This window comes from Bacillus sp. M5A3_1b (genome assembly GCF_053345335.1).
Genome location: NZ_JBKEZY010000003.1, coordinates 526,272 through 543,208, shown reverse-complemented (window position 1 = coordinate 543,208; position 16,937 = coordinate 526,272). Strand labels below are relative to the sequence as shown.

Annotated in this window: 16 protein-coding genes; 12 read left to right on the top strand and 4 right to left on the bottom strand. The window is 34.2% G+C overall.

The window, feature by feature from the left end:
* Positions 1-2 precede the first annotated feature (2 nt).
* The 8 genes from walK to ACLBWW_RS12335 all read left to right on the top strand — a co-directional run bounded on the left by walK (position 3) and on the right by ACLBWW_RS12335 (position 7,824).
* Positions 3-1,844: a cell wall metabolism sensor histidine kinase WalK gene (gene walK, locus ACLBWW_RS12370; protein WP_048542845.1), complete on the top strand. Its 1,842-nt coding sequence runs from the start codon at positions 3-5 to the stop codon at positions 1,842-1,844.
* Positions 1,841-3,157, top strand: a complete 1,317-nt coding sequence (locus ACLBWW_RS12365) for a YycH family regulatory protein (protein ID WP_048542844.1) — start codon at positions 1,841-1,843, stop codon at positions 3,155-3,157. The genes walK and ACLBWW_RS12365 overlap by 4 nt, the downstream gene beginning before the upstream one ends.
* On the top strand, positions 3,138-3,980 hold the full coding sequence (locus ACLBWW_RS12360) for a two-component system regulatory protein YycI (protein WP_048542843.1): 843 nt from the start codon (positions 3,138-3,140) through the stop codon (positions 3,978-3,980). The genes ACLBWW_RS12365 and ACLBWW_RS12360 overlap by 20 nt, the downstream gene beginning before the upstream one ends.
* Positions 3,964-4,758: an MBL fold metallo-hydrolase gene (locus ACLBWW_RS12355; RefSeq protein WP_048542841.1), complete on the top strand. Its 795-nt coding sequence runs from the start codon at positions 3,964-3,966 to the stop codon at positions 4,756-4,758. The genes ACLBWW_RS12360 and ACLBWW_RS12355 overlap by 17 nt, the downstream gene beginning before the upstream one ends.
* 63 nt (positions 4,759-4,821) lie before the next feature.
* Positions 4,822-5,997 carry a S1C family serine protease gene (locus ACLBWW_RS12350; protein WP_048542840.1) on the top strand — a complete coding sequence of 392 codons (1,176 nt, stop codon included), beginning with the start codon at positions 4,822-4,824 and terminating at the stop codon, positions 5,995-5,997.
* A 53-nt stretch (positions 5,998-6,050) separates the two neighbouring features.
* A complete protein-coding gene (locus tag ACLBWW_RS12345; RefSeq protein WP_001052831.1) occupies positions 6,051-6,236 on the top strand; it encodes a CxxH/CxxC protein in 186 nt (61 codons plus the stop codon).
* Between the two features lie 59 nt (positions 6,237-6,295).
* The gene (rlmH, locus tag ACLBWW_RS12340) at positions 6,296-6,775 is read left to right on the top strand and encodes a 23S rRNA (pseudouridine(1915)-N(3))-methyltransferase RlmH (protein WP_001027000.1); all 480 of its coding nucleotides are present in this window, start codon (positions 6,296-6,298) and stop codon (positions 6,773-6,775) included.
* Positions 6,776-6,945: 170 nt separating this feature from the next.
* On the top strand, positions 6,946-7,824 hold the full coding sequence (locus ACLBWW_RS12335) for a radical SAM/SPASM domain-containing protein (RefSeq protein WP_000713629.1): 879 nt from the start codon (positions 6,946-6,948) through the stop codon (positions 7,822-7,824).
* Positions 7,825-7,861: 37 nt separating this feature from the next.
* On the opposite strand, the gene pepF is transcribed toward ACLBWW_RS12335, so the two are convergent.
* Both pepF and guaC read right to left on the bottom strand, forming a co-directional pair.
* Entirely contained in the window at positions 7,862-9,679 is a 1,818-nt protein-coding gene (gene pepF / locus ACLBWW_RS12330) for an oligoendopeptidase F (protein ID WP_048542838.1), read from the bottom strand.
* Between the two features lie 137 nt (positions 9,680-9,816).
* A complete protein-coding gene (gene guaC / locus ACLBWW_RS12325) occupies positions 9,817-10,800 on the bottom strand; it encodes a GMP reductase (protein WP_000432444.1) in 984 nt (327 codons plus the stop codon).
* A gap of 509 nt (positions 10,801-11,309) precedes the next feature.
* Here guaC and ACLBWW_RS12320 point away from each other — a divergent pair.
* Positions 11,310-12,755 (top strand): DEAD/DEAH box helicase, encoded by a 1,446-nt coding sequence (locus tag ACLBWW_RS12320; RefSeq protein ID WP_046958612.1) that lies wholly within the window; start codon positions 11,310-11,312, stop codon positions 12,753-12,755.
* Positions 12,756-12,798: 43 nt separating this feature from the next.
* Here the strand turns inward: ACLBWW_RS12320 and ACLBWW_RS12315 are convergent, their stop codons facing one another.
* Positions 12,799-13,359, bottom strand: coding sequence for a DUF1836 domain-containing protein (locus ACLBWW_RS12315; protein WP_048542834.1), 561 nt, complete (start codon positions 13,357-13,359; stop codon positions 12,799-12,801).
* A 164-nt stretch (positions 13,360-13,523) separates the two neighbouring features.
* On the opposite strand from ACLBWW_RS12315, the gene trhA reads away from it, so the two are divergent.
* Both trhA and galE read left to right on the top strand, forming a co-directional pair.
* On the top strand, positions 13,524-14,171 hold the full coding sequence (trhA, locus tag ACLBWW_RS12310; protein ID WP_000995371.1) for a PAQR family membrane homeostasis protein TrhA: 648 nt from the start codon (positions 13,524-13,526) through the stop codon (positions 14,169-14,171).
* Between the two features lie 221 nt (positions 14,172-14,392).
* Positions 14,393-15,409 carry a UDP-glucose 4-epimerase GalE gene (gene galE / locus ACLBWW_RS12305; protein ID WP_048542832.1) on the top strand — a complete coding sequence of 339 codons (1,017 nt, stop codon included), beginning with the start codon at positions 14,393-14,395 and terminating at the stop codon, positions 15,407-15,409.
* A 158-nt stretch (positions 15,410-15,567) separates the two neighbouring features.
* Here the strand turns inward: galE and ACLBWW_RS12300 are convergent, their stop codons facing one another.
* Positions 15,568-15,969 carry a hypothetical protein gene (locus ACLBWW_RS12300; RefSeq protein ID WP_001128273.1) on the bottom strand — a complete coding sequence of 134 codons (402 nt, stop codon included), beginning with the start codon at positions 15,967-15,969 and terminating at the stop codon, positions 15,568-15,570.
* 372 nt (positions 15,970-16,341) lie between these two features.
* Between ACLBWW_RS12300 and ACLBWW_RS12295 the strand changes: the two genes are divergently transcribed.
* Entirely contained in the window at positions 16,342-16,932 is a 591-nt protein-coding gene (locus ACLBWW_RS12295) for an AmiS/UreI family transporter (RefSeq protein ID WP_000542569.1), read from the top strand.
* Positions 16,933-16,937 lie beyond the last annotated feature (5 nt).

The following is a 16,937-nucleotide window of genomic DNA, read 5'->3' as shown; positions in this document are numbered from 1 at the left end:
ATATGAAGAAAGTTGGTTTTTTTCAATCTATTCATTTAAAATTTGTACTCATATATATGCTATTAATATTAATAGCTATGCAAGTTATTGGGGTATATTTTGTAAGAGAGTTAGAAAAGAGTCTTGTACAAGGCTTTAGAGATTCTTTAACGCAGCAAACGAACTTATTATCATATAACTTGAAACAAGAGTTTAAAAAAAGTTATACAAAGGCAGAAACAGAATCAACAGATGAAACGATTAAAACTTCAATTCGAAAATTTGCCTCTGATCGAAAGAAAGATATCCAAGAGGTAAGTGTATTTGATTCGCATAGAAAGTTACTCGCTATTTCAGATGAGTCAAAGCAAAACAAGGTAAATAGAACATCAACTGATATAGCTGTTCAACGGGTATTGGTACAAAAAAAGCCAGAAGTGAAAATTGAGAAGGATGGTCGTACAGGCCATCGTGTACAAGTTATGCTTACTCCTATTCTAGATGATAACGGCAAGGATGCACTTGGTGTTATTTACATTGTTGCATCTATGGAAGATGTTTATAAACAGATGAAGGATATTAATCAAATTTTTGCGACTGGAACCGTTATTGCATTACTCGTAACAGCTGTACTTGGAATTTTGTTAGCTCAAACGATTACGAGACCAATCTCAGATATGCGAAGACAAGCGATTGAAATGGCAAAAGGAAACTATTCAAGAAAAGTAAAAGTGCATAGCCATGATGAAATAGGACAATTAGCATTATCTTTCAATAATTTATCAAAAAAATTACAACAAGCTCGTTCTTCAACGGAAAGTGAAAGACGTAAATTATCATCTGTTTTATCACATATGACAGATGGAGTAATTGCTACTGACCGAAAAGGAGACATTATTTTATTAAATGATCCTGCGGAAAAGATGCTAAATGTTTCGCGTGAAACGGCGCTCGATCAATCTGTTTTAGAAGTATTAGGGATACAAGAAGAATTTACGCTCGATCATTTATACGAAGAGCCTGATTCCGTTTTATTAGATTTTAGTACGAGAAATGAGCCATATATTTTACGTGCTAGTTTCTCTGTTATTCAAAAAGAGACAGGGAAAGCAAATGGTTTAATTGCCGTATTATATGATGTAACTGAGCAGGAGCGTATAGAAAGGGAACGCCGTGAGTTTGTGGCAAACGTTTCCCATGAATTAAGGACGCCATTAACAACGATGCGCAGTTACTTAGAGGCACTTACGGACGGCGCGTGGCAAGATCCGAATATTGCACCGCAATTTTTAACAGTTACACAAGAAGAAACAGAAAGAATGATTAGACTTGTAAATGCGTTATTGCAACTTTCTAAACTCGATAGTACAGAACATCGTTTAATGAAAGAATGGGTCGACTTTACTGACTTCTTTAATAACATTATTGATCGTTTTGAAATGTCTAAAGAGCAAAACGTAAGTTTCAAACGATCTTTTTCTAAGAAATCCCGATTTATTGATATGGATACGGATAAAATTACGCAAGTTTTGTATAACATTATTTCGAATGCATTAAAGTATTCACCAGAAGGTGGAACAGTAACATATCGCTTACGTGATCGTGGGGAATTATTAGAGGTTAGTGTAAGTGACCAAGGAATGGGTATTCCCAAAGAAAACGTCGATAAAATCTTTGAACGTTTTTACCGCGTAGATAAAGCACGTTCAAGACAAATGGGTGGTACAGGACTTGGATTAGCAATTGCAAAAGAAATGATTGAGGCACATGGTGGCTCGATTTGGGCGAAGAGTGAGGAAGGAAAAGGGACAACTATTTACTTCACATTGCCAATGGCAGCAGATGAAGAGGACGATTGGGAATGAGTATGGAAAATGTTAAAACGATAGTTTTAATTAATTTAGTTGTAATTAGCCTATTTCTTACTTTTAACTTATGGACGTATGTGCCAGATTCCACGTCTATGCAAAACGCAAAATTTGTGCAGGGGAATGAAGGAATTACTCAAACTAAAATCGCTGATGTTGTCCGCCCTACTTCTATCATCGTGCATAAAGATAAAAATCATTATGGGAGCAAAAGAGAGGTAGATATAGAATCAATCTATAAACCTTTGGAAGCAGGGGAATTACATGGTTTCAAAGAGATATCGATTGCTAAGGCTGATTTCCTTTCTTATGTGCATGGTGAAGGGAAAATGGAGCTTGTTTTTCCTACCAACATCCCATTTGATGCAGTTAAATCTATGTTTAATATGAAAGAAAAAAGTATAGATAAGCCTAAACATTTTAATCGAATTATTCTTGACCCTTCTAGAAGTAGGGATCAAGAAATTAAAATTAATTTTGTTTCTGATGGTGATAACTCTAGAATATATGAAGCAAAATTAAGTGGTGTGTATTTAAAAGATATTGTAAATGCACAAAATCAATTTATAGTATCAGCAAAACCTTATTTTGACTATCAAATTAATGATATGAAAAAGCTATTTTTACCAGATGGAACGACAGAATTAAGTAATATAACATATATTTCATCTAATTTAGCGGTTGATACATTTAAGAATGCTCTTTTTAGTGACCCACGTTATTTAAGCCCTATTACCGAGAAATCGAAAGAAACATTTACGGATGGTATTAGGTCCATGGAGATTGAAAACGATCATCATATGCTAAAGTATAAAAATTCTTCTGTTTCAAGTGAGAAAACGACCGATAATTTAATGCTTTTACAAAAAAGCTTTGATTTTGTAAATGGTCACAGTGGGAGTTTGGATTCATATCGTTTGGATTATATGAATAAAGGACAGACGGTATTCCGTTTACATGAAGATGGATATTCCGTATTCAATACAGATGGATTAGCTGAATTGAGACAAGTATGGGGATCAGAAGAAGTAATGGAATATGAAAGACCGTTGTTGTCTTTAAATACGAAAGGTATAGAACAGAAGGTTACTCTTCCATCAGGTCACGTTGTAATAGCATCTTTAGAAAATAATGCCGCGGTAGATAAAAGATTCATTAAAGACATTGGTATTGGATACAAATTATCACTAGATGGGCAAGTAGCTCGACTACAGCCAATTTGGTATGTAAAGTTTGTTGAAGATGAAGCGGGTAAACAAAAAATATATGAGTGGAGTGAGGGAGGACTAAATGGATTGGGATCGGATTAAAACCATATTTATTGTGACCTTTTTTGTTTTGGACCTCTTTCTCATTTTTCAATTCATTCAAAAGCAAGATAGTAATCAATTGGAGCTTATTGCAGAAACAAAGATAGATCAAGAATTAAAAGCAAACAAAATTACTATGGGTAATTTCCCTAAAGAACCGAAAAAAGAATCATTTATTAGGGCGGAAAACAAGGCGTTTAAAGAAGAAGATGTACAGTCTTTAAAGAATCAAATGGCGCATATACAAAATATGTACAGGATAGAAAGTAAGCTAAAAGAGCCCTTTTTAAATACAAAATCATTATCCAAAGATAAGTATAGTGATTTTTTGAAGAACTATGTATTGGATGGACAAAAGTATGAGTTTGGGGCGATGAAAGACTCTAAAATTTACTTCTTCCAAAAATATAAAGATAAGCCTATTTTCTATAACGATCAGGCAATGATTGTTGTGGAATTAAATGAAAAAAATGAACTCGTGTCGTACACGCAGACGATGCTAACTGATTTAAAAGAAATGGGCGAAAGTGAAAAAACGAAACAGCAAGAAATTATTACTGCTCAAACAGCTTTAGAAAATCTGTATTTAAAAAATAAAGTTCATGGGAATACACATGTAAAAGAAGCACAAATTGGTTATGCCACCCTTACCGCATCTACTTCTAATAACCAAGTACTCGCTCCAACATGGAATTTAAAAACGGAGCAGAAGCAGGACTTCTTTGTAAATGCAATCGAAGGACAAGTTATGGAATTAGGGGAAAGGGAAAATCAAGTGGTTGATGAACATACTGGAGTGAGAAAGAATGGGGTTGCATTTTAGCGTACTTGCAAGTGGAAGTACAGGGAATATGCTATATGTAGGAACAGATGAAAAAAAATTACTCGTCGATGCAGGTTTAAGTGGTAAAGCAACAGAGGCTTTATTTAAACAGGCAGAACTAAATATAAATGATATATCAGGTATTCTTGTAACACATGAACATAGTGACCATATTAAAGGATTAGGTGTATTGGCACGTAAATATGATTTACCTGTTTATGCAAATGAGAAAACATGGAATGCAATGGAACATTTAATAGGAAATATCCCAACTGAGCAAAAGTTTATTTTCTCAGTTGGGGATGTGAAAACATTCGGTAATATTGAGGTCGAGTCATTTGGGGTTTCTCATGATGCGGCAGAGCCGATGTTCTATGCTTTTCATAACAATAATAGAAAGTTAGCCCTTATTACAGATACGGGATACGTGAGTGATCGTATGAAAGGTGTTATTAAGGGTGCTAATGCTTTCGTGTTTGAAAGTAATCATGACGTGGAAATGCTTCGTATGGGACGTTATCCATGGAGTATTAAGCGACGTATTTTAAGTGATGTGGGTCACGTTTGTAATGAGGACGCTGCATTAGCGATGGCGGATGTAATTACAGATGAGACAAAACATATTTATTTAGCCCATTTAAGTTTAGATAATAACATGAAAGAACTAGCACGTATGTCAGTATCACAAGTATTAGAGGAAAAAGGATTTGGAGTGGGAGAAGCCTTCGAAATTCATGATACAGATCCGAAAATGCCTACAAAAATTCAATACGTATAATTCTGCATTTTAGTAAACAATAAAGGTGAATATAGTTGTTTTCAGGAAGATGGGTGAACAAATATGTCCTTTATTGATGAAGAAAATTATCGTATGAAACGTGCAAGAAAAAAGAAGCATAAAGGTATTGTTATTTCTAGCATAGCAGGAACAATTGTAGGAGCTTCGTTATTTGCATTTGGAGCTCCTTTATTTGCGAATGATGCGGGCGCGCTTCCGCAAGCTGAAGCAAGTGGAAGTAATATGGCCGAAGCTCAAGGAATTAAACAGATTAGCTTTGTTGATGCTGTTGATCGTGCGTCTGAAGCTGTTGTTGGCGTTATTAATATTCAACGAGATAATTTTTCAGAGGCAGATTCAGAAGCTGGTACAGGATCGGGTGTAATTTATAAAAAAGCAGATGGCCAAGCTTATATTGTAACGAATAATCATGTTGTTGCTGGAGCGAATCGTATTGAAGTAAGTTTAAGTGATGGTAAGAAGGTTCCTGGAAAAGTATTAGGAACGGATGTAGTCACAGATTTGGCTGTACTAGAAATAGATGCAAAGCATGTGAAAAAAATAATTGAGATTGGCGATTCTAATACTGTTCGTAGAGGAGAACCGGTCATTGCGATTGGAAACCCACTCGGGCTGCAATTTTCAGGAACCGTTACACAAGGCATTATTTCAGCTAAGGAACGTATTGTTCCTGTAGATTTGGATCAAGATGGACATTACGATTGGCAAGTAGAAGTATTGCAAACAGACGCAGCAATTAATCCAGGTAATAGTGGTGGTGCGCTTGTAAATGCGGCAGGTCAATTAATTGGCATTAACTCAATGAAAATTGCAGCAAAAGAAGTAGAAGGAATTGGACTAGCTATTCCAGTTACTAGAGCTGTTCCAATTATGAATGAATTAGAGAAGTACGGAAAAGTAAGGAGACCGTATGTTGGAATTGAACTTAGATCGTTAAATGAGATTCCAAATTACCATTGGTCAAAAACATTGCATTTACCAAGCAATGTAACAGAGGGAGTTTGCATTTTAGATGTGAAAAGTCCTTCGCCAGGTGTAGATGCTGGTTTACGAGAACACGATGTGATTGTAGCAGTAGATGGAAAACCGGTTCGCGATATTATTGGATTCCGTACGGCCTTATATGATAAAAAAATTAATGATAAAATGACTCTTACGTTTTATCGTGGTACAAAACGAGCAACAACAACGGTTAAACTAGGCATTCAAAAGTATTAAAAACAGGAGGGCCTACCTCCTGTTTTCTATTGTAGAAAAGTGAGGTGAAGAATATGAATTTACCTTGTTGTTTAGAACATGTTGAATTAGCTTTAGATATTATTGTGGATGAGTGTGAAGTTGCACCAGTTATCAACAATGTGGATAACTCAGGAAAAGAGAAAAAAACATGTGAATTTTGTCAAAATGAGGCGACATATGTTGTATCGAACACAGATTCTCACACAATATGTGGGTAATAATTGTGGATATGTGGATAAGTTATGTGGATAACATGTTTGTAAGGTGGGGAATGAGTGTGAATATCTCGATTATTTCAATTGGGAAATTAAAAGAAAAATATTTAAAACAAGGTATAGCAGAATACTTAAAACGATTATCTGCATACGCAAAAGTAGAAGTAATTGAATTGCCAGATGAAAAGGCGCCAGAAAATTTAAGTGAAGCAGAAATGTTAATTGTAAAAGAAAAAGAAGGTATACGTATACTGGATAAAATTTCTGACGATACGCATGTCATTGCGTTAGCGATAGAAGGAAAGCAAAAATCATCAGAAGAATTTGCAATAAGCTTAGATCGTCTTGCTACATATGGGAAGAGTAAAGTTGCCTTTGTAATTGGTGGATCACTTGGACTAAGTTCAGAAGTAATGAAGCGTTCAAACGAATCTCTTTCTTTTTCAAAGATGACATTACCACACCAATTAATGCGATTAGTATTGCTTGAGCAAGTGTATAGAGCGTTTCGTATTAATCGTGGAGAACCGTATCATAAATAAAATTCCTTTTTGTATAAAAAAAGACCATTGGAAAAAAACACCGATGGTCTTTTAAACATTAATAGGTAGTACGAAGGTTTCCTAAAATAAGTATGTTTCTATTTATAAAAAAGTGTGTTGTAATATGAAGAGGAAAAAGTATAAGTAGTCATAGAAGTGAGGAATTAAAGGTGAAGAAGTTTAAAAAGTTTTACTTGGAGATTACGAGTGTATGTAATCTTGCGTGCAGCTTTTGTCCGCCGACGGAAAGGCAGAAGCAATTCATTTCTGTGGAGGATTTTGCTAAAAGATTAGACCAAATTAAACCTCACACAGACTACATTTATTTGCACGTGAAGGGTGAGCCATTACTCCATCCAAAAATAGATCAACTGTTAGATTTGAGCCATGAAAAAGGGTTTAAAGTTAATATTACAACGAACGGAACGTTAATTAATAAGAGAAGGCATAGACTGTTAAATAAGCCTGCTTTAAGACAAATGAATTTTTCACTGCACAGTTTTGATGGGCATCCAGGTTCGCAAGATAAAGAAGGTTATGTAAGGAGTATACTTTCCTTCATTAGAGAGGCGACAAGTCAATCGGATTTAATTGTTTCACTACGTTTATGGAATTTAACTCAGGATAATAAAACAAATGCTGAAATCCAGAAAAATAGAGATTTATTATCCATCATTGAAAATGAGTTTGGCCTATCTTATCAAATCGAAGAGAAGCTTACACCAGGAAAAGGTATAAAAATTGCGGAACGTGTCTTTATTAATCAAGACTATGAATTTCAGTGGCCGGCATTACATGAAGAAGAGGATGACGGAAAAGGATTCTGTCATGGTCTTCGAAATCAAGCTGGTATTTTAGCGAACGGAACGGTTATTCCTTGTTGTTTAGATGGTGAAGGGATTATTAACCTTGGGAATATTAATAATGACTCATTTTCTAATATTATAGAAGGTGAAAGAGCAACAAATATTGTCGATGGATTTTCGAAAAGAGTTGCAGTAGAAGAGCTATGTAGGAAATGTGGATACCGTAAAAGATTTGGAAAATAAATATGAAACAAGCCCTCATAAAGCGAGGGCTTATTTTTTATTCTTGATAAGAGCGTTCCAATTCATCAATTAAGGAACCGACGTAAGAAACAGCCCTGCGGATTGCATCTGGTTTTGACATATCGACTCCGGCATGTTTCATTAATTCAAGTGGTTTCATCGTACCACCAGCGCGAAGGACATCTAACCAGCGATCAACGGCAGGTTGCCCTTCCACTTTAATCATTTGGGCTACCGCAGTAGATGCAGTGAGGCCTGCGGAATAGGTATAAGAATATAAGCCCATATAATAATGAGGTTGGCGCATCCAAGTTAAGCCAGCACCTTCGTCAATTTCTACAGAATCTCCCCAGAATGTCGAAAGTACATTTGTTTTTATTTCAGTTAAAGTTGTAGCTGTAAGTGCTTCTCCTTCTTCTGCTAGCGTATATACTCTTCTTTGATATTCTCCCTCAAGTAAGTGAGTAACAAAGTTATGATAATATGTGCCGAGGAGTTGCAGAATCACCCATCTGCGCATTCTCTTGTCGTCAGTAGTCGCTAATAAATGCTGGGCTAATAGTAATTCATTCATTGTAGATGGTGCTTCAACAAAGTACATAGATGGACGTACATTCATGATACGCTGGTTTTTATTTGCTAAATAAAAATGACCAGCATGGCCAAATTCATGTGCTAATGTGAAGCATCCACGCATCGTATTTTGCCATGTAATTAAAATATATGGATGAGAGCCATATGGGCTTGAACAAAATGCTCCGGTGGATTTGCCTACGTTATCTGCAAGATCAACCCATCTTTCTTTGAATCCTTTTTCGATAATGGAACTATATTCATCGCCTAATACCTTTAAAGAATCTTGAATTAATTTACCAGCCTCCTTGTATGTGATGGTTGGATTAAATTCGGGATCTAAAGGTGCATGTAAGTCGCAGAACAGCATTTGATCGAGTCCTAATACTTTCTTTTTTAAATCTGCAAAACGGCGCATATGAGGCGCTAATTCTTTATAAATAATATTAAGTTGATTGTTATACATTTCAAGTGGAACTTTTTGAGGTTCTAAAAGCATATGAGTAACAGATTCAAATTTGCGTAAACGAGAGAGTGTTACTTGTTTTTTTACTTCAGTAGCATATGTTGTTGCCACTGTATTCTTATATCGTTTCAAGGTGGAAACAAATGATGAGTATGCTTTTCTACGTATGTCTGCGCTTGGAGAGAACTCATATTTGCTTTCAAATAATGCAAATGATACAGGGAGTTCGTTTCCTTGTTCGTCTTGTATGGAGGTAAAATCCATATCGGCTAATTTAGTCATACCGTAAATTTTGTATGGAGAATTATGTACTTCGCCAAGTGCAGCAAGAGCTTCTTCTGTTTCAGGAGAGAGCGTGTGCTGCCTTTTTTGTAGGATGTCTAGTAATGATTTACGGAAAGGTTCGAGTTTTGTTTCTTCGTGTAAATACTTTTCAATTGTTCCTTCATCGAATGAGAGGATTTCATTATGGATAAAGGATAGTGCAGTATGTACTTTCGTCCATAAAGCAGAAATTTTGGAAGAGTTCGCTTGAATAACTGGATTTGTACGATCAGTTGATTCTTTTAAATTTGCATAGGAGTATAGTTTTGTTAACTTCATTAAAAGCTCTTCTTCTAAAAGTAGGCAATGTAATAAGGTAGTGGGGCTAGTGTGTAATTGTCCTTTAAACGCATCAAGTTTTTTTATATCGTCTGTTAATACACGTAATGTAGTTTCCCAATCTTTATCAGATTCGAATAAATCAGAGAGGTCCCATGTTAGTTCAGTAGGGACTTCTGCGCGAATATGGCGTTTCTCAATTACATTTTTCATTTGTTATATCCCCCTTATTATAAGTATCTAAAAACATGATACTAGAAAATTCAGTAAAATGAAAATATTTTATATTTCTATATATGAAAAAGAAGGACAAGCATAAAAATGCTTGTCCTTCGAGTTAAATTTAAAAATTAATATACTTTATCCCCGTTGAAAATAGAGTTTTTCACGACTACATAATCTACAGTACGAATTGAATCTAATTTTGTTCCACCAGCGTAAGAGATAGAAGATTGAAGATCTTGTTCCATTTCGATTAAAGTATCTTCTAAAGAACCTTTATGCTCAACGAACATTTTCTTACCTTCAACGTTTTTCTTCTCACCTTTTTGGAATTCAGAAGCTGAACCGAAGTACTCTTTATAAAGTTTGCCGTCTTTTTCGATTGTTTCCCCTGGAGACTCTTCATGACCAGCGAATAGAGAACCGATCATAACCATAGTCGCCCCAAATCGAATAGATTTAGCTACGTCGCCGTGTGTACGAATACCACCGTCAGCGATAATTGGCTTACTTGCAGCTTTTGCACACCAGCGAAGTGCAGCTAGTTGCCAACCGCCAGTTCCAAAGCCTGTTTTAATTTTAGTAATACAAACTTTACCAGGTCCAATACCGACTTTTGTTGCGTCAGCACCAGCGTTTTCTAATTCTCTTACCGCTTCTGGAGTTCCAACGTTTCCAGCGATAACGAAGCTTTCTGGTAAATGCTTTTTAATATGTTGAATCATGTTGATTACAGCATTAGAATGTCCGTGTGCAATATCAATCGTGATGTATTCAGGTGTAAGTTGCTCAGCAGCTAATTGTTGTACGAATTCATATTCGTCCTCTTTTACACCAACGCTAATAGAAGCGATTAATCCACGTGATTGCATATCTCTAATAAATGAGATACGTTTCTCTGGCTGGAAACGATGCATGATATAGAAGTAATTGTTTTCAGCTAAATAAGTTGCAATTCTTTCATCAATAATCGTTTGCATATTTGCAGGTACGACAGGTAATTTAAATTTATGTTTACCTAAAGTGACAGTTGTATCACATTCAGAGCGGCTGTTCACAATACATTTTGCAGGAATTAATTGAATATCTTCATAGTCAAATACGTTTTCCATCATTTACACCCCTAAAATACGAATATTTTATTTCTATTAATTAAAAACGTTCGTCCATAGGATAATTTACATCATTTTTATGAAGAAGTCAAAGTATTTCTTAACATTTTTTTTAAAAACAGAGTATATATATGATGGAATAGTGTTAAAAGCGAATTTAAAACATTTTTCTATCCTTATTGTTCGTTTATTAGAATCTAGATAGGAGTGTTGTCAGTGATAACAACTATTTTATTGAAGGCAAACATTAAAAAGAAAAGGCATTATCATTTAGTTGAACATTAGATGGAATGACGGAGGTTATTTTTATTCTGAAATAATATTTCTAAAATTTTTTTCGGAATAAAGAAACCTTTTGTTTATTCCTATATAAAAAGATGAATCTTGCACGATTTGCCTTTTTATGTGAGGTTTCAAGTATAATGAATAAGGTGATAGTATCTACATGATAATTCAGTGATAGGAAACGATAAAGAAGAAAATAATACAGAATAAAATGAGGTTAATATATGAATAAAAAAAGCTTTACTAATTATGCATTAAGTAAAGAAATTGTAAGAGCACTTACTGGTTTAGGCTACGAAAATCCAACAGAAGTGCAAGGAGAGGTTATTCCAGTTGCATTGAAAAAGAAGGATCTTGTTGTAAAATCGCAAACTGGAAGTGGAAAAACAGCTTCATTCGGTATTCCACTTTGTGAAATGGTGGAATGGGAAGAGAATAAGCCACAAGCATTAGTTTTGACGCCGACGAGAGAACTTGCTGTTCAAGTGAAAGAAGATATTACGAATATAGGCCGCTTCAAAAGAATTAAGGCTGCGGCCGTTTATGGTAAGTCTCCATTTGCACGTCAAAAATTAGAGTTAAAACAAAAGACACATATCGTAGTGGGGACTCCTGGCCGTGTGTTAGATCATATTGAAAAAGGTACCCTTTCTTTAGAATGTCTGAAGTATTTAGTCATTGATGAAGCAGATGAAATGCTAAATATGGGCTTTATTGATCAAGTAGAGGCAATTATTGATGAATTACCTACAAAGCGAATGACAATGCTATTTTCGGCAACACTTCCAGAAGATGTTGAAAAGTTATCCCGTACGTATATGGATTCGCCAACGCATATTGAAATTAAGGCTGCCGGGATTACCACAGACAAAATTGAACATACACTTTTTGAGACGAGAGAAGAGGAGAAGCTTTCACTTCTTAAAGATGTAACAACAATTGAGAATCCAGATAGTTGTATTATTTTTTGCCGTACACAAGAAAATGTAGATCACGTATTTAGACAGTTAAACCGTGTTAACTATCCTTGTGACAAAATACATGGTGGTATGGTGCAAGAAGATCGTTTTGAAGTTATGGACGATTTTAGAAAAGGAAAGTTCCGTTATTTAGTAGCGACAGACGTAGCTGCTAGAGGAATTGATATTGATAATATTACACATGTTATTAACTATGATATTCCGTTAGAAAAAGAAAGTTATGTACATCGTACGGGAAGAACGGGACGAGCTGGCAATAAAGGAAAAGCTATTACATTCATAACTCCGTATGAAGATAGATTTTTAGAAGAAATTGAGGCGTACATCGGCTTTGAAATTCCAAAGGCATATGCACCTTCAAAAGAAGAGGTTATGAAAGGGAAGGCAGTATTTGAGGAAAAAATACATGCTAAACCAATTATAAAGAAAGATAAAAGTGCAGACTTAAACAAAGGGATTATGAAGCTGTACTTTAATGGTGGGAAGAAAAAGAAAATTAGAGCGGTAGATTTTGTCGGCACAATTGCTAAAATTAAAGGTGTTACAGCAGAAGATATAGGAATTATTACGATACAGGACAATGTTTCTTACGTTGAAATATTAAATGGAAAAGGACCAATTGTTTTAAAGACCATGAAAACTACAACGATTAAAGGGAAACAATTAAAAGTCCATGAAGCAATTAAGTAAATAAAAAAACTATCCACCTGTAACAGGTGGATAGTTTTTTTATTTACGATTCTTTTAAATCGTCCACTAACTTCTCTGCCAATCGTCTGTACATATTACTCATCGTCACGAAGGATGTTAGTAATAAAAACTTTTCTAGCTTTTGATCTTCTAAGGAGGAAATCTCATTTACTTCCCTAATACGGTTATTTACGTCCTGTTTAAAGGTTTCCACATTGGTTTCAGTAAGAGCAAGATAATCTTTATAGAGAGTATTTAATTCGAATGTATCATCGTTTAGTAAAGGTACATTTATATTTTCTAAGGAACTTTTTATGTCATTAATGGAAAGGGCTCCTTTTAATTGGTAAATCAAGCCAATTAGAATCATATGCTCTTTTGAATACTTTTTATTTTTAATAGGGATGAATAGTTTCCCTTTTGCGTAATTGTTAATCATTGTTTTTGTTAATACTTTTTCATCATCAGTTCTTGTTGAATCCGCATAAGTATTCTCAAATAGTTGAACAACTTGGTCTACATATAAGTCGACATTTGGGATATCCTCAAGTTTAATATTTTTTTCTAAATGTAATGATTCAAGTAATTTATTTATATTTTCCACGTAAAACCCCTCACTTTTATAACTTAGTGGAACTGAATGTTTAGTATATCTTTAAATATGGTATTACGAAACAAGTGAATTGTAAATGTTGACTAGTATAAATAATGTGTATATAATTACATGTAGTTATGAAAACTACATGTAATTATATGAGGGGTGTTTATATGAATGCTTATGTAAGAGAACCGGTTAATGCATTTACTCACTTAGGAGGAGCTGTATTAGCATTTATTGCATTATTAGCTATGCTTGTGAAAGTTTCTGTTAAGATGCCATCTTTTGCTGCAATTACAGCTGTTATTTTATTCGGTATTGGGATGATGGTCCTTTATATGGCATCAGCTGTGTATCATAGTGTTGTAGCCAGTGAACGTGTTATTTATTTCTTTAGGAAGTTAGATCATTCTATGATTTTTATATTAATTGCAGGTACATATGCACCCTTTTGCTTAATTACATTAAGTTCGGCAAATGGTTTACTACTATTTTGTTTAGTTTATGCAACTGCGATTTGTGGTATTGTTTTTAAAATGTTTTGGTTTAATTGCCCAAGGTGGTTATCGACAGGAATTTATCTTCTGATGGGTTGGTTAATTGTTCTATTCTTTGCACCGCTAGCTGAGAATTTAAGTACAGGAGGTATCCTTTTCTTAGTACTTGGAGGTATTTTTTATACAATTGGTGGGTTTATTTACGGTGCTAAGCCAAAATGGTTGGAGTTTAAATATATGGGGCACCATGAAATTTTTCATGTTTTCGTATTATTAGGAAGCCTAGCACACTTTTTAAGTGTATATTGTTACGTAATTTAACAAATCAGAACGTTTGGATAGCTCTTACTAAAATTTTTGGGTAATAAAAAATGATATAGAAAAATATAGATGTTGAAGAGCTACATAACTTAAAGGTTATGTAGCTTTTTGTATAAAAGAAAATTTAAAATATTTAGAATTTATACCTTGGAATATGATAGGATAGATGTGTATTGAGATTATAAAATTTTATAATTGATGATAAGTGGGGGACTATATATATGGCGATACTTATAACGGGTGGAGCAGGATATATTGGTAGTCATACGTGTATAGAATTATTAAATAATAATTATAAAATTATAGTCGTAGATAATCTTTCAAATAGTTCAATAGAGTCTTTAAACCGAGTAAAAGAAATAACAGGGAAACAATTTAAATTTTATAATGAAAGTGTTTTAAATCGTGAAAAAATGAATGAGATTTTTTTGGAAAATAACATTGAAGCAGTTATTCATTTTGCTGGCTTCAAAGCAGTTGGGGAATCTACTACAATTCCGCTTACATATTATTATAATAATATTATAAGTACGATTATATTATGTGATGTAATGCAAAAACATAATGTGAAAAAATTTATTTTTAGTTCGTCCGCAACTGTATATGGAATTCCAAAAACATCACCAATTACGGAAGAATTTCCATTAAGCGTGACAAATCCATATGGGCAAACAAAGTTAATGATAGAGCAAATTATGCGTGATGTTGCAAAAGCTGATGGTGAATGGAGTATCGCGTTACTTCGTTATTTCAACCCATTTGGGGCGCATCAAAGTGGTCGTATTGGAGAAGATCCAAATGGGATTCCGAATAATTTAATGCCATATGTAACACAAGTAGCGGTAGGGAAGTTAAAGGAATTAAATATATTTGGAAATGACTATCCAACAAAAGACGGGACAGGTGTTCGTGATTATATTCACGTTGTTGACCTTGCAAAAGGACATGTAAAGGCACTTGAGAAAGTGCTTGAAACTACAGGAATAGATGCATATAACCTTGGTACAGGGAAAGGGTATAGTGTATTGGAGATGGTTAATGCTTTTGAGAAGGTTTCGGGCAAAAAAATACCTTATAAAATTATCGGGCGTCGTCCTGGGGACGTAGCGATATGTTTTGCTGATGTATCTAAAGCAAAGCGAGAATTAGGATGGGAAGCGGAATATGGAGTAGAAGAAATGTGTTTAGATTCTTGGAGATGGCAGGTAAATAATAAAAATGGCTATCAAATGATTTAAGGAGGATACTTTATTTTTATTGTATTTATGTATAATAAAGGAACCAAAGGTCAGTAATAGTTTTCGTTGAGGAAAAGAAAACTATTACTGACCATAGCACTTCAATAGGAATTTAATCTATTGAATGCTTTTATAAATTGGTGATTTGGAAAGAGAACTTAATGAATTCGAACGAGTTGTTTATGATATACGGTATTACCTTCTTGGCTTGCGTATGGCGGTATGCTTCGTCCAAAACAATTTGCGATAATATTGGAGTGGCTAGGATAAGAAATACGAATTTCATACAAGTCAACAGCGTCACCTAAATCAGCATAAAAAACTGCTAAGTTGTTCCCTTGTAAAATATATGGAAATACTACTTCCGCATTTTCACCAATTAGTACAGGTAATTTTACAGGATTAGAATAGTTAGACCAATCCCAAACCTCTATACTTACATAGTGTGCGTAAAATGCATCTAAATTTACAATGTTTACTACTGCTGAAACAGTTGCAGGCTCTCTTGTTAATACACCTGTGGAGTGAAAAACAGGTTGATTTGGATAATGAAGAGGCATAAATATCAAACCTTCCTTAAAATGATATGATTATACTATATTTTATGCTAGGCATTAGTAGAATGAGATAGGGAAAATGTATCATTCTATTCATTTTTTATAGAAATTAAAAACGTATGATTGAAAAGTATTCCAACACTTGTATCCTTGTTAGAGTCCGTTTATAATCAAGGAATCCTATTGCATATTTTGATAGGGTTATTTATTATTGAAAGCGTTTTAAGTTTGCTCTTTTTTAAGGTAGGAAGTCTGACTTATTTGGATGAAAAATTATGTATGTAGTTTTAAATGGGAAGAAAAATAATATAGGTATCACTTTAAAGTGTGGGGAGGTTAAAAGTGTGAAAAGATAAGATTTTCATACGAATATATATGGGTTATGTAGGATTATTACTTTCAGGTGCAGCTTTATTTTTAAATAGTCTTGTTATATTAGGAAAAGCAGAGATGAAAAGCGCAGGTGTTTTTAATTTATTTGTGGGGGCATTACAAATTATCATTCCGTTCTATTTGATTATGATTTCTGATCAAAGCAATTGGACGGTATATTCATATGCAGCTACTTTCTTATTTGGATTAACCTATTTATATGTAGGTGTTACTTTTATAAAGGGAATGGATAGTAGTGGTCTAGGATGGTTCTGTATTTGGGTAGCAATTATTGCTTTATTCTATATGGTCGTTTCATTTGTTCAATTTCACGATGTTGTTAATGCATTAACGTGGTTTATGTGGGCATTACTTTGGTATTTATTCTTTGTATTAAATACACAAAAGAAGAATATCAATCAATATCTTGGAAGAATTGCCTTCGTACAATCATGGGTAACATTGACGTTGCCTTCACTCTTTTATTTTATGGGAGTATGGGGAGAGGGATTCGTATATGAACTATGGGTTTATGTATCCGTAATTTCTATTTTATACTTCTGTTATTGTATTTATAAATATCGAGTACGTTAATATAT